Origin of the sequence: Acidovorax sp. 56, from assembly GCF_002749705.1 — a bacterium.
Taxonomy (GTDB): domain Bacteria; phylum Pseudomonadota; class Gammaproteobacteria; order Burkholderiales; family Burkholderiaceae_C; genus Acidovorax.
Genome location: NZ_PEEV01000001.1, coordinates 2,264,617 through 2,286,766, shown reverse-complemented (window position 1 = coordinate 2,286,766; position 22,150 = coordinate 2,264,617). Strand labels below are relative to the sequence as shown.

19 protein-coding genes are annotated in these 22,150 nt (G+C 65.7%); 12 read left to right on the top strand and 7 right to left on the bottom strand.

What is annotated here, in order from left to right:
- Window positions 1-219: 219 nt before the first annotated feature.
- The 3 genes from CLU88_RS10115 to CLU88_RS10110 are packed head-to-tail and all read left to right on the top strand — an operon-like array spanning window position 220 to window position 2,059.
- Window positions 220-1,563, top strand: a complete 1,344-nt coding sequence (locus CLU88_RS10115) for a cytochrome P450 (protein ID WP_233205427.1) — start codon at window positions 220-222, stop codon at window positions 1,561-1,563.
- On the top strand, window positions 1,560-1,697 hold the full coding sequence (locus CLU88_RS23255; protein WP_233205426.1) for a hypothetical protein: 138 nt from the start codon (window positions 1,560-1,562) through the stop codon (window positions 1,695-1,697). The genes CLU88_RS10115 and CLU88_RS23255 overlap by 4 nt, the downstream gene beginning before the upstream one ends.
- Window positions 1,698-1,723: 26 nt before the next feature.
- Window positions 1,724-2,059: a hypothetical protein gene (locus tag CLU88_RS10110; RefSeq protein ID WP_143225973.1), complete on the top strand. Its 336-nt coding sequence runs from the start codon at window positions 1,724-1,726 to the stop codon at window positions 2,057-2,059.
- A gap of 28 nt (window positions 2,060-2,087) precedes the next feature.
- Here the strand turns inward: CLU88_RS10110 and mtgA are convergent, their stop codons facing one another.
- The 4 genes from mtgA to CLU88_RS10090 form a co-directional block, all read right to left on the bottom strand.
- The gene (mtgA, locus tag CLU88_RS10105) at window positions 2,088-2,822 is read right to left on the bottom strand and encodes a monofunctional biosynthetic peptidoglycan transglycosylase (protein ID WP_099656484.1); all 735 of its coding nucleotides are present in this window, start codon (window positions 2,820-2,822) and stop codon (window positions 2,088-2,090) included.
- Window positions 2,823-2,966: 144 nt separating this feature from the next.
- On the bottom strand, window positions 2,967-3,815 hold the full coding sequence (gene aroE / locus CLU88_RS10100; protein ID WP_099656483.1) for a shikimate dehydrogenase: 849 nt from the start codon (window positions 3,813-3,815) through the stop codon (window positions 2,967-2,969).
- 145 nt (window positions 3,816-3,960) lie between these two features.
- Window positions 3,961-4,821, bottom strand: coding sequence for an energy transducer TonB (locus CLU88_RS10095; RefSeq protein ID WP_099656482.1), 861 nt, complete (start codon window positions 4,819-4,821; stop codon window positions 3,961-3,963).
- Window positions 4,818-6,899, bottom strand: a complete 2,082-nt coding sequence (locus CLU88_RS10090; RefSeq protein ID WP_099656481.1) for a ribonuclease catalytic domain-containing protein — start codon at window positions 6,897-6,899, stop codon at window positions 4,818-4,820. The genes CLU88_RS10095 and CLU88_RS10090 overlap by 4 nt, the downstream gene beginning before the upstream one ends.
- Window positions 6,900-7,226: 327 nt before the next feature.
- Between CLU88_RS10090 and CLU88_RS10085 the strand changes: the two genes are divergently transcribed.
- Window positions 7,227-8,831 (top strand): Wzy polymerase domain-containing protein, encoded by a 1,605-nt coding sequence (locus CLU88_RS10085; RefSeq protein WP_233205425.1) that lies wholly within the window; start codon window positions 7,227-7,229, stop codon window positions 8,829-8,831.
- A gap of 17 nt (window positions 8,832-8,848) precedes the next feature.
- On the opposite strand, the gene CLU88_RS10080 is transcribed toward CLU88_RS10085, so the two are convergent.
- Window positions 8,849-9,433: a YqiA/YcfP family alpha/beta fold hydrolase gene (locus tag CLU88_RS10080; RefSeq protein WP_099656479.1), complete on the bottom strand. Its 585-nt coding sequence runs from the start codon at window positions 9,431-9,433 to the stop codon at window positions 8,849-8,851.
- Window positions 9,434-9,556: 123 nt separating this feature from the next.
- Between CLU88_RS10080 and CLU88_RS10075 the strand changes: the two genes are divergently transcribed.
- The 8 genes from CLU88_RS10075 (at window position 9,557) to CLU88_RS10040 (ending at window position 18,972) form a co-directional block, all read left to right on the top strand.
- Window positions 9,557-11,995 (top strand): serine/threonine protein kinase, encoded by a 2,439-nt coding sequence (locus tag CLU88_RS10075; RefSeq protein ID WP_099656478.1) that lies wholly within the window; start codon window positions 9,557-9,559, stop codon window positions 11,993-11,995.
- A 25-nt stretch (window positions 11,996-12,020) separates the two neighbouring features.
- Window positions 12,021-13,196: a rod shape-determining protein RodA gene (gene rodA / locus CLU88_RS10070; RefSeq protein WP_099656477.1), complete on the top strand. Its 1,176-nt coding sequence runs from the start codon at window positions 12,021-12,023 to the stop codon at window positions 13,194-13,196.
- A 136-nt stretch (window positions 13,197-13,332) separates the two neighbouring features.
- Entirely contained in the window at window positions 13,333-13,671 is a 339-nt protein-coding gene (locus CLU88_RS10065) for a YegP family protein (RefSeq protein WP_099656476.1), read from the top strand.
- A gap of 73 nt (window positions 13,672-13,744) precedes the next feature.
- Complete coding sequence (gene tldD, locus CLU88_RS10060) at window positions 13,745-15,229, top strand: metalloprotease TldD (protein ID WP_099656475.1); 1,485 nt, start codon at window positions 13,745-13,747, stop codon at window positions 15,227-15,229.
- A gap of 137 nt (window positions 15,230-15,366) precedes the next feature.
- Entirely contained in the window at window positions 15,367-15,903 is a 537-nt protein-coding gene (locus CLU88_RS10055; RefSeq protein WP_099656474.1) for a hypothetical protein, read from the top strand.
- Between the two features lie 340 nt (window positions 15,904-16,243).
- Window positions 16,244-17,365: a 3-deoxy-7-phosphoheptulonate synthase gene (locus tag CLU88_RS10050; RefSeq protein WP_099656473.1), complete on the top strand. Its 1,122-nt coding sequence runs from the start codon at window positions 16,244-16,246 to the stop codon at window positions 17,363-17,365.
- A gap of 192 nt (window positions 17,366-17,557) precedes the next feature.
- Complete coding sequence (locus tag CLU88_RS10045) at window positions 17,558-17,869, top strand: hypothetical protein (RefSeq protein ID WP_099656472.1); 312 nt, start codon at window positions 17,558-17,560, stop codon at window positions 17,867-17,869.
- A 155-nt stretch (window positions 17,870-18,024) separates the two neighbouring features.
- Complete coding sequence (locus CLU88_RS10040; RefSeq protein WP_099658774.1) at window positions 18,025-18,972, top strand: IS1595 family transposase; 948 nt, start codon at window positions 18,025-18,027, stop codon at window positions 18,970-18,972.
- A gap of 124 nt (window positions 18,973-19,096) precedes the next feature.
- Here CLU88_RS10040 and mpl read toward each other — a convergent pair whose 3' ends face one another.
- Window positions 19,097-20,518 carry a UDP-N-acetylmuramate:L-alanyl-gamma-D-glutamyl-meso-diaminopimelate ligase gene (gene mpl / locus CLU88_RS10035; protein WP_099656471.1) on the bottom strand — a complete coding sequence of 474 codons (1,422 nt, stop codon included), beginning with the start codon at window positions 20,516-20,518 and terminating at the stop codon, window positions 19,097-19,099.
- A gap of 147 nt (window positions 20,519-20,665) precedes the next feature.
- The gene (locus CLU88_RS10030) at window positions 20,666-22,102 is read right to left on the bottom strand and encodes an aldehyde dehydrogenase family protein (protein WP_099656470.1); all 1,437 of its coding nucleotides are present in this window, start codon (window positions 22,100-22,102) and stop codon (window positions 20,666-20,668) included.
- Window positions 22,103-22,150: the final 48 nt, after the last annotated feature.

Sequence of the window (22,150 nt, the reverse complement as noted above, 5' to 3'; positions counted from 1 at the left end):
GCAATAGCAATAGCAATAGCAATAGCGATAGCGATAGCGATGGCTATGGCTATGGCTATGGCTATGGCTATGGCTATGGCTATGGCTGCGCTTTGCGCCTTGCTGCCCATCTCGATCCGCAGCGCACCCTTGGCCAGCGCGATTCGTGCAGAGGATCCCTGGCCTCAGGTGTCGTATTCGTTCAATACGCGCAGCACCGGGTGACACACCATGCGGGGCATGAACACCTCCGTACACGCATCCCCCTCCGTCCAGACCGGGCTGACCTCTGCCACCGCTGCCATGGCGGCGGTGGCAGACCCAGCTGATGTTCCTCGCCCCCTGCAGCCCAGCGGCCCGTGCAGCCCCTGGTGGGGCCTGCCCCTGTTGCGTGACATGCGTGCCGACTATCTGGGCTTTGTCACGCGCCTGCACCAGCAGCACGGCGACCTGACCCGCATGCGCCTGGGCTACGAGGATGCGTGGGACCTGATGCACCCCGACCTGGTGCGCGAGGCGCTCATCACCCATGCCGACCAGCTGATCCGATGGGAGCGGGGCATGGAGGTGTTTGAACAGGTGTTTGGCCAAAGCGTGCTGGTGACCGAGGGTGCCACCTGGCAGCGCCAGCGCCGCATGCTCATGCCCGCCTTCACCCCCAAACGCGTGGCTGGCTACGCGCAGCTCATGACCGATGCCGCCCGCCGCGCACTCGACGCTGCCGTGCCTGCGGGCCAGGGGCGCGCGCTGGTGCCGGTGGACGCGCTGTGGACGGATGTGGCCATGGACGTGATCTTGCGCACGCTGTTCAGCGAGTCGGCCCAGGCCGATGCACGCGATGCCGCCTGGGCCACGCAGACGCTGTCGGAGGCGGCCTTCCGGGAAATGTTCATGCCCTTCACACTGCCCGACTGGCTGCCCCTGCCGGGCAAAGCCGACAAGCGCCGGGCCCTGCGGGCGCTGAAGGGGCTGGTGCAGCGGCACATTGACGCCCGCCAGAGCGAAGCCCCTGTGGCCGACGGGGCCTCGGGTAAGCCCGAGCGCAGCGACTTGCTGCACATGCTGCTGGCGCTGCGCGACGAAAGCACGGGCGAAACCCTGTCGCCACAGGAAGTGCTGGACCAGTGCCTGGTCACCTTCCAGGCTGGGCACGAGACCAGTGCCACCACCTTGCTGTGGTGGACGACGCTGATGGCCCAGCACCCCGAAGCCGCCGAGCGCGCCCGGGCCGAGGTGGACGCGGTGCTGCAAGGCGGTGTGCCCGGCCCAGAGCACCTGGCCCAATTGCCTTGGCTGGGCGCCACTCTCAAGGAGGCCTTGCGTCTGTACCCGCCCATTGCTGCGCTGATGAACCGCCGCACCACTGCCCCCATCACCCTGGGCGGGGTGGCCGTGCCGCAGGGCGCCCTGCTGCGCATCACCCCTTGGGTGCTGCACCGCGATGCGCGCTGGTTTGCGCAGCCCGAGCAGTTCCAGCCTGAGCGCTTTCTGGACGGCGCACCGCCCATCCCCAAGGGCGCGTGGATTCCCTTCGGCCTGGGGCCGCGCGTGTGCATTGGCCAGCACTTTGCGATGCTGGGATGACGCTGCTGGCCGCCATGCTGCTGCAGCGCTACACCGTGCGCTGGCCTGATGCCGCGCCGGCTTGCGCGCCCCGCTTGAACGTGACGCTGCGGCCTGAGGAGCGGGTGTCTGTCTGGCTAGAGCGCAGGGGCTGATCTTGGATGGCGCATAGACACGGCTTATGTTGGTATTGCCCGCGTTGATCTTCCCGCTGGTCTTGGTGCTTGCCTTGCAGAAGCTGTACCAGATCCCCAAACAGCTTTGGCGGGCGGAACTCCACTTTTGCCCACAGCGGCGCGGCTGGTGGGTGATGGCCTGCGGCGTTGCCTACCTGGCTTTGTTGGGTTGCACCCTCAGGCTCGGCTTTGTGCTGGTGCAGGCAGGGTGGGCCTCAGACGAGCCCTTGTCAGCCTTTGGGGCGGTACTGGGCTGGGTGGCCGCCTATCCGTGCGTCTATGTGGGGGCAGCTTGGGCTTTCTATCATGGCCTGAAACCTCGGCCTGGGGTGGTGGGCTGAGCGATGCAGGGCTACCTCGGACAAGGTTCTACGGCAGCTCCGCACTCCCCATCCGCCCCAGAATCGTCCGCGTGCGCCCTGCCAGGTAGGCCGAGCCGGGCGTTTTCTCAAACCGCTTGGGCGCGGGCAGCATCACGGCCAGGCGGGCGGCGTCGGTGGGGGTGAGCTGGGCGGCGTTTTTGCGAAAGTAGTGTTGGGCGGCGGCCTCAGCGCCGAACACGCCTTCGCCCCATTCCACGTTGTTCAGGTAGATCTCGAGGATGCGCTCTTTGCTCAGCAGCTGCTCCAGCAGCAGGGTCAGCACAAATTCCTGGCCTTTGCGCAGCAGGGTGCGCTCGCCTGACAGCAGCAGGTTTTTGGCCAACTGCTGGGTGATGGTGGAGCCGCCACGGATTTTGGGGGCGCGCACGGGGCGGTCGGGGGTGCGGTTTTGGGCTTTGGCCACCTGGGCTTCGGCCTTGGCATTGCGTTCCCAGGCTTTTTCGATGGCGGTCCAGTCCACGCCTTCGTGGTTCACAAAGCCATCGTCTTCCGAGGCAATGACGGCGCGCTTGAGGTGGTCGGAAATTTTGGCGTAGGGCACCCACTGCTGGCGCCAGGGGATGCTGCCTTTGCTGCTCAGCAGCGTCCAGGCTTCAGACCGCTCGAAGGTGGTGGATTCGGGGTTGACCACCGCCATGGCCGCAATGCGCAGCACAAAGAACAGTTGCAGGGCCACCAGTGCGATCAGCACCAGGCCCAGCCAGCGGGCCAGTGCCTTCATGGTTGCATGGCTCCAAAAGTGGGGCGCTGCTGATGGCTCTCCTTGAACCGTTCACGCGGAGCTGGTCGAAGCGCCGCGCAAGGCTCGGGCAGGCGCAGCCCGAACGGCCTATCCAGTTCATGCAAGTTCATGGCGATTCATGACTCAGGTGGTCTGGCGCATTTCTTCCAGCACCTGGGCGGCAGGCGGGCGCACCCCGCGCCAGATGGCAAAGGCCTCGGCGGCTTGCTCTACCAGCATGCCTAGGCCGTCGCGCGCGGTGGCGCCGTGGGCGCTGGCCCAGTCCATGAAGCCTTGCGCGGCAGGGCCGTACATCATGTCGTAGGCCAGGCTGCCAGGGCGCAGCACGCTGGCGGCCACAGGCACTGCTTCACCGCTCAGGCTGCTGGCAGTGGCGTTGATGATGACATCAAAATCACCCTCTACCGCTTGTGGAGAAAGCGCGAGCAGCTCTGCTTTTTGTAGCAAGGCCAGTGCGCCATGCGATGCCACCAGCGCCTCGGCCTTGGCCACGGTGCGGTTGGCAATGGTGATGTGGCGCGCCCCAGCGTGCAGCAGGGGGCCCAGCACGCCTGCGGCGGCGCCGCCCGCGCCCACCAGCAATACGCGGGCGCCTTGCAAGGGCACACCGGCGTTGCGGGTGATGTCGGCCACCAGGCCCAGGCCGTCGGTGTTGTCTGCGTGGATGCTGCCGTCGGCCTGAAAGCTCAGCGTGTTGGCCGCGCCTGCCAGGTGCACGCGTTCGCTGCACATGGTGGCGAGTTGGGGGGCTTCAAACTTGAACGGCACGGTGACGTTGCAGCCGCGCCCACCCTGGGCGGCGAAGTTGCGCACGGATTGCGCGAAGCCGTCCAGCGGCACCAGGCAGCGCTCGTAGTGGACGGCTTGGCCCGTCAGCTCGGCAAAGCGGGCGTGGATGGCGGGCGAGCGGCTGTGGGCGACGGGGTTGCCCATCACGCAGTACAGGTCGGCGGGGAGCGGCGAAGTGGTCATGGGAACAACAAGGGCTGCATGCTGGGGGCGGGGCAGAGGCTGAGGGTTTCTCTGCCTCTCAGGCCAGGGCCGCCGCGAAACTGGCTTGGCCAAGCCGCTGGCGGCGTCCCCCTGAGGGGAAGGCGCCGCAGGCGACTCAGGGGGGCTACCTCACACTCGTTTCCAGCGTCTGGTCGCGGGTGAACTTGAAGCGGGCGACCATGGCCACCTGGTCGGCCTTGGCTCGCATTTCGGGGGTGAAGTGGCCAAACGGGGCTGCCGAACGGGCGATGGCTTCGGCCCGGCGGTCCAGGGCGCCCTTGCCAGAGCCTTGCACCACTTCGGTGGAGAGCACGCGCCCGTCGTGGTTGACGGTGACGATCATGATCAGCTCGCCATAGAGCTTTTTGCCGCCCTGTTCGGGGAAGTTCTCGGTGCCTTTGTCTTCCACCTTGCGACGCAGCGCGTCGTAGTAGATGGCGTAGGCCTCTTCGCGCGTGGCGGGGCTGATGTAGCGCTTTTTGGGGCGCGAGTTTTCTTCGTTGATGCGCTTTTCAATCTCGGCCAGCAGCTTGACGAGCTGGCGGCGCTTTTCTTCTTGCGACATCTGCTCGCCGCTGTCGCTTTGTTTGCGCGGGTCGGGCTCGGGCATGGTGGCCAGCTGCTTGCGCAGTTGCGTGAGCAGCTGGGTTTGCTGCTCTTGCATGGCGTCCATCTTGCGCTGCATCTCTTCAAAGTCGTCGCCCACCGCCGTCAGGGCCGAGTAGGGCAAGGGGCTGGTGGCCCGGCCCTGGGCCGCTTCACCGCCGCCGGCCAGGTTGGACTGGGCGATGGCCTGGGCTTTTTCAGGCCGTTCGTTGGACTTGGCGTTGACCAGGATGACTTCCAGCGGCGTGTCCTGGAACACGCGGTTGAAGCCCTCGGGGTCGATGAAGCGCACGGAGATGAGGGCCGCGTGCACGGCCACCGACACGCCCAGTGCAATCTGCAGCGTGCTGAAGGAGCGAAAGAGCGAGCGGAGGTTCACGGCGTTGGGTGGTCAGCGTTGGCGTTGGTGGGGGTGTCGGCCTCATTGACGTCCACGGCAATGGCGATGGGGCCAGCCACGGCTTCGTCGTCGCCGTCGTCTTCCAGGGGGGCATCATCGCTGGCATCGGTGGGGTCGTCCAGCCGCTCGAGCACAGTGCCGTGCAGGTCCAGCGTGATCTCGTCCACCTCGCCCAGCTTGACTTTCAGGCGTGCGCCGCGCGGCAGGTTTTGCGCGCCCAGTACCGGGAAGACCAGCGGAATATCGTCCGCCCGCACCAGGAAGCTGCCGCCCGGGCCTTCCTTGAAGACGGTGGCGTTGAGCTCGGTGATGCCGTTCTGCTCGACGTACTTGAGCGTCCAGAAGCGCTCCATGCCGCCCTGGTAGCCGTTGTAGGCGCTGTAGGCGCCGTCAAAGCTGCTGATGATGGAGAACAGGTCGGCATCCTTGGGCTTGAACGGCGCTGCCAGCGCGGCCGTGGCGCCATGGCGCGCGCAGGCAATGATTTGCCACTGGTTGACCAGGTCGGTGTAGCGGCGCAGGGGCGAGGTGGCCCACGAATAGGCTTTGACGCCAATGCCCGCGTGCGGCAGTGCCTTGGTGCCCATGCGCACCTTCACACCCGGCGCCATGCTGGCCTGGCTGCGGTAGATGCCGGGCACGCCCAGCTCGGCCATCCAGCTGCCCCAGGTGCTGTTGGCCACGATCATGGCCTCGGCCACGATGAGGTCGAGCGGCGCACCGCGCTGGCGCACGCTGATCTGCACCTGCTCGTCGCCCGTGGGCTCGGCGCCGTTGTTGCCGACGAGGCGGAAGTTGTAGTCCGGCCGGTTGAAGTTCTCGGGCTTGCCGCGCACCACTTCGCGGCGGGCCTTGAGGTCCTTGGCCAGGCGGTGCAAAAATGATAGCTGGGGGCGCAGGTCAGACAAGCGCTGGGGGTCGTTTTGATGCTCAAACGCCGGGTTGGAGAGCCATTCTTCGGTGACCACCGCATCCAGCTGGTCGTGGCGCAGGTTGGCCACCACGTGCACGCGCTCGAGCTTGGTTTCAGAACTCTTGAACTCCAGCGTGGCTTCGTCGATGGTGACGTACAGCGACACGGCCGGGTTGGCGCGGCCTTCGTCGAGCGTGTAGGTCTGCACCACGTCGTCGGGCAGCATGGTGATCTTGTAGCCCGGCATGTACACCGTGGACAGGCGCGCGCGGCCCAGCTGGTCGATGGCGCTGCCCGGCTGGATGGCCAGCCCGGGCGCGGCGATGTGGATGCCCAGCACCACGGTGCCCGTGCCCAGGCCTTGCACCGAGAGCGCGTCGTCGATTTCGGTGGTCTGCGAGTCGTCGATGGAATACGCCTGCGCGGGGGACAGCGGCAGGTCGCCCTCAATGACGGGCGCGGTGACGGCCGGAAAGCCCGTGCCCTTGGGGAAGTTCTCGAACAGGAAGCGCTTCCAGTGGAACTGGTAGGCCGAGTCGATGGCGCCGGCCTTTTGCAGCAGATCCAGTGGCGCGGTGTGCGTGGCGCGGCTGGCCTCGACCACGGCCTTGTATTCGGGCGCGTTCTTGTCGGGCTTGAACAAGATCTTGTAGAGCTGCTCGCGGATGGGTTGCGGGCATTCGCCCCGGCCCAGGGCTGCGGCCCAATCGTCGATCTGCGCGAGGATGGCTTTTTTCTTCTCGATGGCGGCCAGGGCTTGCTGCAGGATCTCGGCCGAGGCCTTCTTGAAGCGGCCTTTGCCCGCGCGGCGGAAGTAGTGGGGGGCGTCGTACAGGCGGAACAGGGCGCCTGCCTGCTGGACCAGCGTGGCGTTTTCCGAGAAATAGTCGCGCGCTAGGTCGGCAAAGCCAAAGTCGTCCTCGGGCGCAAATTCCCAGGCCAAGTCCAGCTCAATGCTCTCGGCCACGGCCTGGGCCTGGGCGATCAGCTCGGACGGAGCGGGCTTTTCAAACTTCAAAAGGATGTTGGCGGCCTTGACCTTGACCCGCTTGCCCGAATCGAGCTCGACCTGGGCTGAGCTCTCCGCTTCGGACAGGATACGTCCGGCCATGAATTTGCCGGCTTCTTCAAACAGTGCATGCATCCGGGGATTCTCCCATGGGCGATCAGGTGCTCTGGTTACCGTTGGCTGCAAGGTTGTTTTTTGGCCGCGCGGCGGTGGGCGCCCCCCGTGTCACTTCGTCTTGATCGGCTTTTGGGTTTTTGCTATTTATTTGATAGCTGCTTGCGCTTATCTAAAAAGCGCTAGAGGCCTATTTGGCATGGATTGTGCGGATCGCCACTATCATCCCCACCCTTCACCCCGTCTTTTCGGCCCCTGGCCCCATCTCCCGCGCGTTTTTCTGCGCGGCTTTAGTGCGTTCCCCGCCGATTTCGCGAACCCTTGCCGATGCCGTTCCCTGCTTTTGCAATGCCTTTGGGCCTGTTTGCCGTGCTGGCCGTGGCCCTGCCGTTTTTGTTTGCGGTGACGGCGCCGCCGTCGCCCAACTTCTGGCCACTGGTGTTTGCCTGGGGTTGTGGCGGCGTGCTGGCGGTGGGGGCGCTGGTGCGGGGTGCCCAGGTGCAGACCCGTGCGCAGGGCGGTCGCCTGTACCGGCAGGCCGCCCTGGTTTTGGCCTGGGGCCTGCTGCTGGCGGCTGTGGTGGGGGGCGTGGTGGGCTTGCTGCAGTACCTGGGGGCAGAGCCCTGGGGCTCGCCGTGGATTCACCCCTCCAGCCCGGGGCAGGCGGTGGGCAACCTGCGCCAGCGCAACCAGCAGGCCACGCTGATGGCCATGGGGGTGTGGGCGCTGCTGTGGCTGTGGGTGCGTACCGCGCAGGCTGCCCCGCGCTGGCACCGCGCCGGGCGTGGCTGGGCGCGCTGGCTGGGGGTGTCTCTGGCGGCGCTGCTGCCGCTGCTGGCCTTGGCATCGGCGGCCACGGTGTCGCGCACCGGGGCGCTGCAGTGGGGCGTGATGGTGGTCTTGCTGTGCCTGTGGCGCGGCACGCCCGCCAGGCGCGCCTTGCCCGTGGCGCTGCTGGGCCTGGCGGTGTATGTGCTGGCGGCCTGGGCCTTGCCCCAGGTGCTGCTGCACCTGACCGGGGTGCAGGGCGAGGGGCTGTTTGCGCGCCTGGCAGGCGATGGGCGCCAGTGCGCCAGCCGCCAGGTGCTGTGGTCGAACATGCTGCACCTGATTTCGCTCAAGCCCTGGACGGGCTGGGGCTGGGGCGAGATGGGTTATGCCCACTATGTGACGCTGTTCCCGGACGAGCGCTTTTGCATGCTGCTGGACAACGCCCACAACCTGCCCCTGCACCTGGCCGTGGAACTGGGCCTGCCTGCCGCACTGCTGCTGTGCGTGGGGGGTGCCACGGTGGTGGCCCGTGCGCGCCCCTGGCGCGAGACCGACCCTGTGCGCCAACTGGCCTGGGGCTTGCTGGCCCTGGTGGGTGCGCACAGCTTGCTTGAATATCCGCTGTGGTACGGCCCCTTCCAGGTGGCGACGGTGTTTGCGCTGCTGTTGCTGCTGGGGCGCTGCGGTGGGGGCTGGGCGCGGAGGGGTTGGTGGCTGTGGCGCCTCGGGGCGTTGGCCTGCCTGGTGGGTGTGGGCTTGCTGGCCACGGCCGCCTACCAGTACCGCACCGTGAGCCAGCTCTACAAACCGGCAGACCAGCGCCCGGCAGCCCTGCGCGATGTGCGCGCCGTGCCCGTGCCTTCGGGCACCCTGTTCCCGGACCAGGTGCGCTTTGCCTGGCTCACTACGCATGCGCTGACGGCGGCCAACGCCCCACAGATGCATGCCGCAGCACTGGCGTTGCTGCATTTTTCGCCTGAACCCCGGGTGGTCGAGAAACTCATCGCCAGTGCCCAGGCCCTGGGGCGCGACGATGAGGTGGCCTTCCATGTGCGGCGCTATCGCATCGCCTACCCGGCAGACCATGCGCATTGGCTGGCAAGGCAAACCCGATGGGCTCCAGCCAGTGGTGCTGAAGACATGACCGAAGAGCGGGAGCCTGAGTCCAGCACCGCCCCTTGAGCAAGCGCGGAGTCCGCCTAAGCCAGATCCAGAAAACGGGTGATGCGTGGCAGGTGGTCTTCAAAGTCGCTCAGCGCATGCTCGCCGCCCTCCAGCAGGCACAGCTCGGCCTGGGGGTAGCGGGCTGTCATTTCGCGCCAGTCCAGCACCTCGTCGCCCTTGGCGATGATGGCCAGCTCGGGCGCCCGGGCGGGCTGGCCGCGCAGGTCCAGCGCTTGCAACTCGGCAATGTATTCCGGGAGAAAGTAAAACCGCTCCTCGGGGTTTTGCCAGGTGGTTTGCTCGCCGATGTAGCGCGCCAGGTCCCGGGCCGGGTTCACGGCGGGGTTCAGCATCACGCTGGGGCAGCCCGCATGCTGGGCCACCCAGCTGGCGTAAAACCCGCCCAGTGACGATCCGATCACGCCCATCGCCTCCCGAGGCCATTGGGCAATGCCCTGCACCACCAACGCCATCGCTGCCTGGGGCGATGGCGGCAGCTGAGGGCACCAAAAGGTGACTGCTGGATGGTGCTGCGCCACATGGGCTGCCATCTGGCGCGCCTTGGCCGAGGCGGGTGAAGAGCGAAAGCCGTGCAGGTACAGGAGGTGGGTGGTGGTCATGGAGGCACGTAGGGGGACGGCATAGGGCAGGGGAATCACTGCTTTTTGCGGGGTGGCTCAGGCATAAGATATTCGGCACAAGGTGCGCTGCGCCGTGCAGTGCCTTGTTTTGCTACCTGCACCATGACCGATTTTGCCCCGCTTTCCGCTGCCAGACGATGGGCGCTCGGATCAGGCGACAAGCCTCCCGCCTCACTGGGCCGGTTTGAGTTAAAGACGCAACTGGGCCGCGGTGCCCAGGCCACGGTGTGGCTGGCGGTGGACCCGCGCCTGCAGCGCGAGGTGGCCATCAAGCTCATGCGCCCCTTGCAGGACCAGGACCCCTCCGTACTGGAGCCGTGGCTGCGCGAGGCGCGCCATGTGGGGCGCCTGGCCCACCCCAATATCGTTCCGGTGTTCGAGGCCGATGTGCAGGGCCTGCAGCCCTACATCGTGTTTGAGTATGTGCCCGGCCGCACGCTGGCCGCGCACCTGGCCCAGCAAGGGCGTTGCACGCCGCACGATGCCGTGGCGTTCATGCTGGAGGTGCTGGATGGCCTGCAAGCGGCGCACCAGGCGGGCATCGTGCACCGCGACCTCAAGCCCTCCAACATCATGGTTGATGTCCACCGCCATGCCCGGGTGATGGATTTTGGCGTGGCGGCGCCGGTGCAGGGTGCTTCCGATCCGCAGCAGATCAGCGGCACACCTGCCTACATGGCCCCGGAAGCCGTCGAAGGCGCCGCGCCCACCCCGGCCATGGATGTGTATTCCGCCGCGTTGGTGCTGATTGAACTGCTCACGGGCAAACCCCTTATTCACCAGACGGACCCTTGGCAGGCGCTGTACCGCGTGGCCCATGAAGACCTGGCGCTGCCTGACGACCTGGGGCCGGGCGTGGACGACGGCCTGAGGTCAATTTTGCAGCGCGGCATGGCGCGCCGACCCAGCGAGCGCTACGCATCAGCGGCCGAGTTTCGCGATGCGCTGCGCGCCTGGGCTGCCCCAGCGAGCGCCCCCACGGCGGCGAGCAATGCCACGCTGGATTTTTTGCTGCGGCGCATGCGCCACAAAAGCGATTTCCCTGCGCTGTCGGATTCGGTGGCGCGCATCCAGCGCGTGGCCAACTCGGAAGACGACAGCATCAGCGACCTGACCCACGAAATCCTGAAAGACGTGGCGCTGACCAACAAGCTGCTGCGTCTGGTCAACAGCGTGCACTACGCCCACGCCAGCCGGGGCACCATCAGCACGGTGTCGCGCGCGGTGAGCTTGGTGGGCTTCAATGCCGTGCGCAACATGGCCCTGAGCCTAGTGCTGCTGGACCACATGCAGGACAAGGCCCACGCCAGCCAGATGCGCGAAGAGTTTTTGCGCGCCATGATGGCCGGGTCGGTGGCGGCGGAGCTGTGCAGCACCAGCCAGGCCGCCGAGGAGGCCTTCATTGGCGCCATGTTCCAGAACCTGGGGCGCATGCTGTGCGAGTTTTACTTTCCCGAGGAGGCCCGGCAGGTGCGCAGCCTGGTGACCTCGGGGCGGATGGAGGGCGGCGAGGAGTCTGCCGCTTTGCAGGTGCTGGGGCTGGGGTTTGAGGACCTGGGCGTGGGGGTCGCCCGTGTCTGGGGGCTGCCTGATAGCCTGCAGCGTTGCATGCGCAAGCCGCTGGGTTCGCCCACGCAGCGCGCCCCCGAGCAAGGGGTGGAGCGCTTGCGCTGGGCGGCCATGGCCGCCAACGAGGTGGCCAGTGCATTGCTGTTCAGTGAACCTGCCCAACTGGAGGCGCAGTTGGCGCAGGTCGGCACCCGCTACGCGCGCACATTGGCCTTGTCGGCCGAGGCGATTGCAGAGGCCACCCTGCGTGCGCGCCACAAACTGGTGGCACTGGCCGAGGCGCTGGATTTGCGGGTGGAGCCAGGATCGCTCGCGGCCCGGTTGCTCAAGCTCCCCCTGGCAGCTGGTGCCGTGGCGGCGCCTGATGACGCCATCAGGTCCCATGAACTCAAGGCCAGCGAGAGCCAGCCCCTGCCTGCCGTGTTGGCATCCCAGGCCGGTGGCGCGGTGTCGGTGGCGCAGGTCAATGAAGTGCTGGCCGCAGGCATTCAGGACATCACCAATGCCATGGTGGACAGCTTTCAGCTCAACGACGTGCTGCGCATGATCTTGGAGACCATGTTCCGCGCGCTGGGTTTTCGGCGCATGGTGTTTTGCCTGCGCGACGCCAAGACGGAAGTGCTGACTGGTCGGTTTGGTCTGGGCGAAGGCAGCGAGGTGGCCGTGCGCGCCATGAAGGTGCCGCTCAAGGCCCCGGGCGACCTTTTTGCGGCCGTGTGCCTGCGCGGCGCCGATACGCTCATCAACGACGCCACAGAGCCGCGCATGCAGGCACGCCTGCCGCAGTGGTACCTGGGCGGCATCAACGCGCCTTCGTTCTTGCTGCTGCCGCTTCAGATCAAGGGGCAGACTTTTGCACTCATTTACGCCGACCAGTCTGCGGTGGGCGGCATTGTGGTGGATGACAAGGCCCTGGGCTTGCTGCGCACACTGCGCAACCAGGCGGTGATGGCCTTTCGGCAAGCGGGCTGAGGTCAGGCAGCCCGATAATCGCGGGATGGCCGCCGTTTTTGAAAAGACCTCGCTCTCGCAGCGCGTACTGCCCCTGTTCAGGGGGTTTGACCTGCCCTTGCTCCTTGTGGTGCTGATGCTGGCGTGCGCCGGGTTGGTGGCCATGTACTCCTCGGGTTACGACCACGGCACGCGGTTTGCAGACCATGGGCGCAACATGCTGATCGCCGCCACCCTCTTGTTTTTGGTGGCACAGGTGCCGCCCCAAAAGATCATGGTCTTTGCCGTGCCGCTTTATGCCGCAGGCGTGGCGCTGCTGTTTGCTGTGGCACTGTTTGGCATTACCAAGAAGGGGGCGACCCGCTGGCTGAGCATCGGCGTCACGCAAATCCAGCCCAGCGAGATTTTGAAAATCGCCATGCCCTTGATGCTGGCCTGGTGGTTCCAGAAGCGCGAGGGGCAATTGCGCCCGCTGGACTTTGCTGCCGCCGGGCTGCTGTTGGCCATGCCCGTGGGCCTGATCATGAAGCAGCCAGACCTGGGCACCTCGCTGCTGGTGCTGGCGGCGGGGCTGTCGGTGATCTTTTTTGCGGGCTTGTCGTGGAAGCTGGTGCTGCCCCCCGTGGTGTTGGGCGGCATTGGCATCGCGCTCATCGTGTGGTTTGAGCCGCAACTGTGCGCCGATGGGGTGCGCTGGCCCGTGCTGCACGACTACCAGCAGCAGCGCATCTGCACCCTGCTGGACCCCACCCGCGACCCGCTGGGCAAGGGCTTTCACATCATCCAGGGCATGATCGCCATCGGCTCCGGCGGCATCACCGGCAAGGGCTTCATGGCGGGCACGCAGACGCACCTGGAGTTCATCCCCGAGCGCACCACCGACTTCATCTTTGCAGCCTATTCCGAAGAGTTTGGTCTGGCCGGCAACCTGTTTCTGGTCGTGTGCTTTTTGATGCTGGTCTGGCGTGGGCTGTACATCGCCCTGGGCGCCACCACCCTGTTTGGCCGCCTCATGGCCGGGGCGGTGTCGATGATTTTCTTCACCTACGCTTTTGTGAACATGGGCATGGTCAGTGGCATCTTGCCCGTGGTGGGGGTGCCGCTGCCGTTCGTCAGTTATGGCGGCACAGCCATGGTCACGCTGGGGCTGGCGCTGGGGATTTTGATGTCGGTGGCACGGGCGCAGCGCCAGGAGCCAGAGAAGGCGCGCACGCCGCTGTAGCGTTCACTCACTTTGCCTGTGGCCCCTGCGCAGAGCCCGCCACGGCGTAGGGACAAGGGTCGCCACCCTTGCCGGACGGGGGGGCTGCGGTTAAAAACCGGGCTGTTGGTTTTCACATCCCCTGGAGGTGTTTCCGATGGCAGCGAAGTTTGAGCTCAAGAAGACGACCAATGACAAGTTCGTTTTCAACCTGCTGGCCTCCAATGGCCAGGTGATTTTGACCAGCGAGACCTATGACTCGCACGCGGGTGCCCTTCAGGGCATCGAGTCGGTCAAAAAGCATGCCCCGAACGACACCCGCTACGGTCGGCTGTGTGCCCGCAACGGGGCCCCTTATTTCACGCTCAAGGCGGCCAACGGCCAGGTGATTGGCCAAAGCCAGATGTACGCGGGCGCCAAGGCCCGTGATGCCGGGATTGAGGCAGTGCAAAGCCACGCGCTGGCGGCCAGCCTGCATGACCTGACGGCGCCATAGGCTCTGGCTATCCGCTGGGGGCCTGTTTCCCCCTTGCGCCGCGCGGGCGGGGCGGGGCGCCTAAAATGCAGCGATGACCTTTCGCTCCTCTACTGCTGCGCCCCAGCGTGCCGCCACCACCCAACGCATCGATGTCGCCCGTGAACTGCTCCTGACGCCCTTTGGGCTGGACGAAGGGCACCTGGCGCGTGCTCTGGCAGAAATCCGCGCCCACCAGGTGGACGACGCGGACCTGTACTTCCAGTACACCCGCAGCGAAGGCTGGAGCCTGGAAGAGGGGATCGTGAAAACCGGCTCCTTCAGCATCGACCAGGGCGTGGGCGTGCGCGCCGTCAGTGGCGAGAAGACCGCGTTTGCGTATTCCGACGATATTTCTGAAGCCTCGCTGCTGGACGCCGCGCGCACGGTGCGCTCGATCTCGTCAGCGGCGCAGGGTGGCCGGGTGCGTGTGCCCGCCAAGAAGATTGCCACCAGCCGCAGCCTCTACCAGGGCGTGGACCCGATTGCCTCGCTGGACAGCACCGCCAAGGTGGCCCTGCTGGAGCGCTTGGAGCAGCGCGCCCGCGCCAAAGACCCGCGCGTGGCCCAGGTCATGGCCGGGCTGGCCAGTGAATACGACGTGGTGCTGGTGGCCCGTGCCGACGGCACCCTGGCGGCCGATGTGCGCCCGTTGGTGCGTCTGTCGATCACGGTGATCGCCGAGCAAAACGGCCGCCGCGAAGTGGGGTCGGCTGGTGGCGGTGGCCGCTTTGGCCTGGCGTATTTCGACGACGCCTTGCTAGGCAAGTATGTGGACGAGGCTGTGAACGCAGCCTTGGTGAATCTGGAGTCGCGCCCCGCACCGGCGGGCGAAATGACCGTGGTGCTGGGTTCGGGCTGGCCCGGCATTTTGCTGCACGAGGCCGTGGGACATGGCCTGGAAGGGGACTTCAACCGCAAGGGCTCCAGCGCCTTCAGTGGCCGCATTGGCCAACGCGTGGCCGCCAAGGGTGTGACGGTGCTGGACGACGGCACCATTGCCGACCGCCGTGGCTCGCTGAATGTGGACGACGAGGGCAACCCCAGCCAGCGCAATGTGCTGATCGAGGACGGCATCTTGAAGGGCTACATCCAGGATTCGCTCAACGCCCGCCTCATGGGTGTGGCCCCCACGGGCAATGGCCGCCGCGAAAGCTACGCCCACATCCCCATGCCCCGCATGACCAACACCTACATGCTGGGTGGCGACAAGGACCCGCAGGAAATCATTGCCAGCATCAAAAAGGGGCTGTACGCCAGCAACTTTGGTGGCGGCCAGGTGGACATCACCTCGGGCAAGTTTGTGTTTTCTGCCAGCGAAGCCTACTGGGTGGAAAACGGCAAGATCCAGTACCCCGTCAAAGGCGCCACCATCGTGGGCAGCGGCCCTGAGTCGCTCAAGAAGGTGACCATGATCGGCAACGACATGCGCCTGGACAGCGGCGTAGGCACCTGCGGCAAGGAAGGCCAGAGCGTGCCCGTGGGCGTGGGCCAGCCCACCCTGCGCATCGAAGGCCTGACGGTGGGCGGCACCGCCTGATGTGATGGCGGCGTGACCCCTGTGCGGGCTTAAAAACCTGTTCAAAGTAGCTTGCTCTGGGGGCGTGTGTTGGTTGCACGCCTTGGCGAGTGGGTAAACCTCTCCACAGACGCCACAGCCCGGCGCAAAATGGCCGCATGCCTGCGTCGCGCACCCTTTTGCCGCAAAGTCTCCAGTCGTTCGGGGACATCAGCCGCTTTTTGCGCGAAGGGGTGGCCGACGAAGACTCCCGCCAGCTGCGCGATAGCCTGGGCCATTTATCGGGGTTGATTGAAGACGCCGTGCGCACACGGCGCACCAGTACCGATACCGAGGCCATTCAGCGCACAGCGGGGGCCTTGTTCCAGGGGGCTCGCGAGCACCAGTTGCTACTAACGGGGCTGGGCTCTGCTTGGCATGGCTTGTACGAATTCACCGCCTACCAGCGTGCCCTGTGGGAGCTGCGCACCGCCATCGCCGCCTGGAAGGAGGCGCTGGAGCAGCGCCACGCCAGCGAGGCAATCTGCTTCGACAAATTCGAGCTGCTGGCCTGGCGCACCCTGGGCGAGGCGCTGCTGTTGATCGACATGTACGAGTGCGACGGGCGCGTGGAAACGCCCACGGAGCAGAGTTCCGCACGCCCGCCGCCTTCTTGGTGGCAGCGTGCGCGCCGCTGGTTGGGGCGGGGCCACTGAACGGCGGTGGGGGGCCTTTGCGCGCCGCTCAGCGCGCCAAAATCCGAATTCCAATCGCTTGGTAGTAACCCTTGGCTGCGCGATTTTGTGTGGCTTTTTGGGCCCAGCTTTGCGCAACGGGCTTGCGGAACCACCCGGGGGCTGTGCTACATTGATTGACATGCAAGTTCGCAGCGCGTTTTATTTTTGGTTTTTTATCTCGGTCCTAGGCGGATGAGAGGAAAACGCGCAAGCAACTAAAACACCTCCCCATACCAACCGCCGCAGCTGCAAAGCCCGGCGGTTTTTGTTTTTTCAGCCCCCTGTTTTTCACCCTTTCAATCCACACGAGGAAGCCAACATGAGCGTGCAAGCCAACCCCACCAGCGATGCCTGGTACCGCAGCGTCGACAAAACCAGCCAGACCGACGACGAACGTATCAAGGACATCACCGTGTTGCCTCCTCCAGAGCATCTGATCCGCTTTTTCCCCATCAGCAATACGCCGGTGGAAGGGCTCATCAGCCAGACCCGCAAGAACATCCACAACATCATGGCCGGCCAGGACGACCGCCTGCTGGTCATCATTGGCCCTTGCTCCATCCACGACCCTGTGGCCGCGCTCGACTACGCCCGCCGCCTGAAGGTGGTGCGCGAGCAGTACAAGGACACGCTGGAGATCGTGATGCGTGTGTACTTCGAAAAGCCTCGCACCACCGTGGGCTGGAAGGGCCTGATCAACGACCCCTACCTCGATGAAACCTACCGCATCGACGAAGGCCTGCGCATCGCGCGCCAGTTGCTCATCGACATCAACCGCCTGGGCATGCCTGCAGGCAGCGAGTTCCTGGACGTGATCTCGCCCCAGTACATCGGTGACCTCATCAGCTGGGGCGCCATTGGTGCCCGCACCACCGAAAGCCAGGTGCACCGCGAGCTGGCCTCGGGCATCTCGGCGCCCATTGGCTTCAAGAACGGCACGGACGGCAACATCCGCATCGCCACCGACGCCATCCAATCGGCCAGCCGGGGCCACCACTTCCTGTCGGTACACAAGAATGGCCAGGTGGCCATCGTCAACACCAATGGCAACAAGGACTGCCACGTCATCCTGCGCGGCGGCAAGACGCCCAACTACGACGCCGCCAGTGTGGCCGTGGCCTGCAAGGACCTGGAAGCCGCCAAGCTGCCCGCCACGCTGATGGTGGACTGCAGCCACGCCAACAGCAGCAAGCAACACGAGCGCCAGCTTGATGTGGCGCGCGACATTGGTGGCCAGATCGCCAGCGGCTCGCGCAGCGTGTTCGGCGTGATGATCGAAAGCCACATCAATGCCGGTGCCCAGAAGTTCACCCCCGGCAAGGACGATGCTTGCGCGCTGGAATACGGCAAGAGCATCACAGACGCCTGCCTGGGCTGGGACGACTCGCTGGCCGCGCTGGCTGACCTGTCGGCCGCCGTGCAGGCGCGCCGCGCACGCTGAGATGGGGGCGGGGTGGCGTTGTGTGGCGGGCTGCTGTGTCAGGGAAAAGACCCAGGCAGCAGCCCTGGCGCAGCGTGTAAGCTCTGTTGACGGAGAGTCGTCGGAGAGCGGCCAGGCGCGCAGCCCGGCCGTTTTTCAAGGGCTCTTTGAACCAGTTTTCACCCTCCCGACGCATTCAAGAAGAGGTACCCCATGCACAGTGAAGTATCGGTCCGCCTGGCGGCAGACCAGGAGTTCCGTTTTGACCTGGCAGGCGCCGAGCCCATGGCCCACGAGGCTGGGCGCCTGTGGCTGGACGAGCAATTCACCGCGCTCGACTGCGAACCCCTGCGCGCCAGTGGCAAGGTGCTGCTGGCCGACAAGGTGTTGACTGTGGCGCAGGCCGCAGGTGCCAGCTTGCTGTCGCAGCCTGACTGGGGCCAGCGGTTTGCACGCGCTGCCAGTGCCGCACTGGCCCGTCCCATTGTGCGGGTGGACGTGCCCGCCATGGCCGTGACCTATTGAGTCGGCCTACCCATGCAGACTCTGCCCATAAGGTGGCAGAGCATTTGAAGGAAAAATAGGCTCTTCTAGCGAATGCTAGTGATGAATCTTTAACAGGCGCGCTGCGCCCCCATCTCCCAAGCATGACGCCCTTGCGTTCGCCCCAGGAGAAGGCCATGCGACAGCAACAGATGACGCGCTTGATCCACAGCCTGCCCCAGCTGACGCACCACCAGCGCCTGCAACTGGCAAGCCGCCTGCAGGCGCTGATGGATCGCAGCCAAACCAGTGCCATCATTGAGGCGCACGCCAGCGATGGCCGAGCTTGCCCACACTGCGCCAGCTCCCGGCTCGTCAAGAACGGCTCGGCCAATGGGCTGCAACGCTTCAAGTGCCGACAGTGCAAGCGCACCTTCAACGCCCTGACGGGTACGCCGCTTGCGCGGCTGCATCTGCGGGATAAATGGATGGGCCAGGCACAGGCCCTGGGCGAAGGGCTCTCACTGAACCAAACAGCCCAGCGATTGGGTGTGGCGCAAAGCACCGCCTTTCGCTGGCGCCACCGCTTCCTGGTCTGCCCCAAGAATCTGCAGGCACGCCAACTTCTGGGCATTGCCGAGGCAGATGAGTCCTACTTCCTGGTCTCCTGCAAGGGACACAGGGGGTTACTGCGCCGTCCTCGCAGACGTGGTGGAAAGGCGCTGGCGGGCTGCAAGGGCTCGGAGTACACCCCGGTGCTGATGGCGCGAGACCGAGCTGGAGCAACGGCAAACTTCATCTTGCAAACAAACCAAGCGGTGAGTGTGCAAGCGGCGCTCAAGCCCTTGCTGGCGCCAGACGCCATCCTGTGCACCGATGGCAGCGTCACGCTGGCCAGCGCTGCGCGGGCTCTGGGAGTGCAGCACCAAGCGGTGAACGTGAGCAAAGGCCAACGGGTAAAGGGGCCCTGGCATGTGCAGAACGTCAATGCCTATGTCAGCAGGCTGCGAGGGTGGCTGCAACGATTCAAGGGTATTGCGACGAAGTACCTTGATTCGTATTTGGGGTGGTTCAGGCTGTTGGACCGATCAGGCCCCAAGGGGCTGCAGCCCGCGCTGGTGCTGGCGGCGGCCATGGGAAACTAAAGCGTCACTAGCATTCGCTAGAAGAGCCGAAAAATAGCTTCTAGCGCACTATCCATAAGCGCTAGAAGCTATTGTTTTTATAGCGCGTGACATGCGCTGATCGAGCGGACAGTAGGGCGAATCCTTAACCCCTCAGCGATTCCAGCAGGCGCGCGTGGATGCCGCCGAAGCCGCCATTGCTCATGCACACGATGTGATCGCCTGGGCGGGCTGCTTGGGTGACTTGCGTGACCAGCGTGGCAATGTCTGGCGCGGTTTGGGCGCGCTGGCCGGGGCCTACGCCCAGCGGGGCGAGGGTGGCCGCAGCATCCCAGTCCAGCCCGGCGGTGTGGCAAAACGCCAGGTCGGCAGGCTCCAGCGCCCAGGGCAGTTGGCTTTTCATGGCGCCCAGCTTCATGGTGTTGCTGCGGGGCTCGAACACCGCCAGGATGCGTGCCTCAGGGCTCAGGCTGCGGCGCAGCCCGTCCAGTGTGGTGCGCAGGGCCGTGGGGTGGTGGGCAAAGTCGTCGTACACAGCAATGCCGCGCACCGTGCCGCGCAGCTCCATGCGGCGCTTGACGTTCTCAAACTGGCCCAGGGCCGCAGCGGCCACTGCGGGCGCCACCCCCACATCGTGCGCCGCTGCAATGGCAGCCAGGGCGTTGAGCTGGTTGTGCACGCCGGTCAGCGCCCACTCCACCCGCGCCACCTTGGCGCCTTGGTGCAGCACATCAAAAGCCTGCGGGTTGCCCTCGGCGCTGAAGTCGCTCACGGTGGCGCCAAAGCTGCTCACCTGGCTCCAGCAGCCAGTGTTCAGCACGCGGGTCAGGCTTTCTTCCAGCCCATTGGCCACCACGCGGCCCGAAGGCGGCACGGTGCGCACCAGGTGGTGGAACTGGCGCTCGATGGCGGCCAGGTCATCAAAAATGTCGGCGTGGTCAAACTCCAGGTTGTTCAGCACCGCCGTGCGGGGGCGGTAGTGCACAAACTTGCTGCGCTTGTCGAAGAAGGCGGTGTCGTACTCATCGGCCTCGATCACGAACAGTGGGCGTTGGCCTTGTGCGTCTGGGCCAGGCTGTGGGCGCTGCGCAGCGCCCAGCCGGGCCGAGATGCCGAAGTTCAGCGGCACCCCGCCGATCAGGAAGCCGGGCTGCAACCCGGCGCTTTCCAGAATCCACGAGAGCATGGAGGTGGTCGTGGTCTTGCCATGCGTGCCCGCCACGGCCAGCACATGGCGGCCTTGCAGCACATGCTCGGCCAGCCATTGGGGGCCGCTGGTGTAGGGCAGTCCTGCATCCAAAATGGCTTCCATCAGCGGAAATTTCGGGCTGCCATCGGCCAGCCGGGCACGGCTGACCACGTTGCCCACCACAAACATGTCGGGCTGCAGCGCAAGCTGGTCGGCGCCAAAGCCTTCGATCAGCTCAATGCCCAGGGCGCGCAGCTGGTCGCTCATGGGGGGGTAGACCCCGGCATCGCAGCCCGTGACCTTGTGCCCTGCCTCGCGGGCCAGCGCCGCCAGGCCGCCCATGAAGGTTCCGCAAATTCCGAGTATGTGTATGTGCATGGCCGGGGATTCTAATGAGGGCCTGCGGGGCTCTGGGGCCGGGTTGGCGCTCAGGCGAAGAGTCCGCACCCCTGCGGTGCCGATGTCCCTCTGAAGAGGTAGCAGGGGCGCGGAAATCTGCAGGGGGCGTTGCACCCCCTGCGGTGATCAGGCCTGGGTGTAGGCCGTCTTGACGGTGGTGTAGAACTCGGCAGCGTAGCGGCCTTGCTCGCGCGAGCCGTAGCTGCTGCCCTTGCGGCCACCGAACGGCACGTGGTAGTCCACCCCGGCGGTGGGCAGGTTCACCATCACCATGCCCGCTTGGGCGTGGCGCTTGAAGTGCGTGGCGTGCTTGAGGCTGGTGGTGGCAATGCCGCTGGCCAGGCCAAAAGGCGTGTCGTTGGCCAAGGCCAGGGCCTCGTCGTAGCCCTTCACGCGCTGCACGCTCACCACGGGGCCAAAGATTTCTTCGCGGTTGATGCGCATCTCGGGTGTGGTTTCTGTGAACAGGGCGGGGCGCAGGTAGTAGCCAGGGGCGCCGTCGGCGTTGGTGGCCAGGGCTTCGCCGCCGTGCAGCTTGGCGCCTTCCTTCTGGCCGATGGCGATGTACTCCAGGTCTTGCGCCAGCTGGCGGTCGTCCACCACAGGGCCGATGTCGGTGCCAGCCTTGCGGGCATCGTCCACCTTCAGGGTCTTCATCTTCTCGACCATGGCGGCCACGAAGCGGTCATGGATGCCTTCGGTCACAATCACGCGGCTGCTGGCGGTGCAGCGCTGGCCGGTGGAGAAGAAGCCGCTGTTGAGCGCAGCGCCCACGGCCACGTTCAGGTCGGCGTCGTCCAGCACCACAAAGGGGTTCTTGCCGCCCATCTCCAGCTGCACCTTGGCACCACGGCCCACGCAGGCAGCGGCCACGCGCTGGCCGGTGCCGACGGAGCCGGTGAAGCTCACGCCTGCGATGCGCTCGTCTTCAAGCAGCACGGCGCCCACTTCAGAGCCACGGCCCATCACCAGGTTGAACACGCCTGCGGGCAGGCCCGCGCGGTGCAGGATGTCGGCCAGCGCCCAGGCCGAGCCAGGCACCACTTCAGCGGGCTTGAACACCACGGTGTTGCCGTAGGCCAGGGCCGGGGCAATCTTCCATGCAGGGATGGCGATGGGGAAGTTCCAGGGGGTGATCAGACCGATCACGCCCAGGGGCTCGCGGGTGATTTCCACGCCCACGCCAGGGCGCACCGAGGGCAGCACCTCGCCACCGGGGCGCAGGGCCTCACCGGCGAAGAACTTGAAGATGGCCGCAGCGCGGCCCACTTCGCCAATGGCTTCGGGCAAGGTCTTGCCTTCCTCACGGGCCAGCAGGTCGCCCAGCTCGGCCTTGCGGGCGATGATTTCGTTGCCGACAGCGTCCAGGATGTCAAAGCGCTGCTGGGGTGTGGACAGGCTCCAGGCCGGGAAGGCGGCGTGCGCGGCGGCCACGGCTTCCAGAGCCTGTTCGCGGCTGGCGACGGCGTAGTCGCCGATCACGTCGCGGGTGTCAGACGGGTTGGTGTTTTGGTAGGTACGGACGCCTTCGGTCCATTGGCCGCCGATGAGGTTTTGTTTCATGGTCACTTGGGTGGGTTGGTGAGAAGAAAAAGGGAAGAAGCGGTTGAT

What these genes read in the sequence shown, in the direction of transcription:
- CLU88_RS10115 (WP_233205427.1), top strand. Translation starts at nt 220, where the DNA reads ATGAACACCTCCGTACACGCATCCCCCTCCGTCCAGACCGGGCTGACC.
- CLU88_RS23255 (WP_233205426.1), top strand. Translation starts at nt 1,560, where the DNA reads ATGACGCTGCTGGCCGCCATGCTGCTGCAGCGCTACACCGTGCGCTGG.
- CLU88_RS10110 (WP_143225973.1), top strand. Translation starts at nt 1,724, where the DNA reads ATGTTGGTATTGCCCGCGTTGATCTTCCCGCTGGTCTTGGTGCTTGCC.
- mtgA (WP_099656484.1), bottom strand. Translation starts at nt 2,822, where the DNA reads ATGAAGGCACTGGCCCGCTGGCTGGGCCTGGTGCTGATCGCACTGGTG.
- aroE (WP_099656483.1), bottom strand. Translation starts at nt 3,815, where the DNA reads ATGACCACTTCGCCGCTCCCCGCCGACCTGTACTGCGTGATGGGCAAC.
- CLU88_RS10090 (WP_099656481.1), bottom strand. Translation starts at nt 6,899, where the DNA reads ATGCATGCACTGTTTGAAGAAGCCGGCAAATTCATGGCCGGACGTATC.
- CLU88_RS10085 (WP_233205425.1), top strand. Translation starts at nt 7,227, where the DNA reads ATGCCTTTGGGCCTGTTTGCCGTGCTGGCCGTGGCCCTGCCGTTTTTG.
- CLU88_RS10080 (WP_099656479.1), bottom strand. Translation starts at nt 9,433, where the DNA reads ATGACCACCACCCACCTCCTGTACCTGCACGGCTTTCGCTCTTCACCC.
- CLU88_RS10075 (WP_099656478.1), top strand. Translation starts at nt 9,557, where the DNA reads ATGACCGATTTTGCCCCGCTTTCCGCTGCCAGACGATGGGCGCTCGGA.
- rodA (WP_099656477.1), top strand. Translation starts at nt 12,021, where the DNA reads ATGGCCGCCGTTTTTGAAAAGACCTCGCTCTCGCAGCGCGTACTGCCC.
- CLU88_RS10065 (WP_099656476.1), top strand. Translation starts at nt 13,333, where the DNA reads ATGGCAGCGAAGTTTGAGCTCAAGAAGACGACCAATGACAAGTTCGTT.
- tldD (WP_099656475.1), top strand. Translation starts at nt 13,745, where the DNA reads ATGACCTTTCGCTCCTCTACTGCTGCGCCCCAGCGTGCCGCCACCACC.
- CLU88_RS10055 (WP_099656474.1), top strand. Translation starts at nt 15,367, where the DNA reads ATGCCTGCGTCGCGCACCCTTTTGCCGCAAAGTCTCCAGTCGTTCGGG.
- CLU88_RS10050 (WP_099656473.1), top strand. Translation starts at nt 16,244, where the DNA reads ATGAGCGTGCAAGCCAACCCCACCAGCGATGCCTGGTACCGCAGCGTC.
- CLU88_RS10045 (WP_099656472.1), top strand. Translation starts at nt 17,558, where the DNA reads ATGCACAGTGAAGTATCGGTCCGCCTGGCGGCAGACCAGGAGTTCCGT.
- CLU88_RS10040 (WP_099658774.1), top strand. Translation starts at nt 18,025, where the DNA reads ATGCGACAGCAACAGATGACGCGCTTGATCCACAGCCTGCCCCAGCTG.
- mpl (WP_099656471.1), bottom strand. Translation starts at nt 20,518, where the DNA reads ATGCACATACACATACTCGGAATTTGCGGAACCTTCATGGGCGGCCTG.
- CLU88_RS10030 (WP_099656470.1), bottom strand. Translation starts at nt 22,102, where the DNA reads ATGAAACAAAACCTCATCGGCGGCCAATGGACCGAAGGCGTCCGTACC.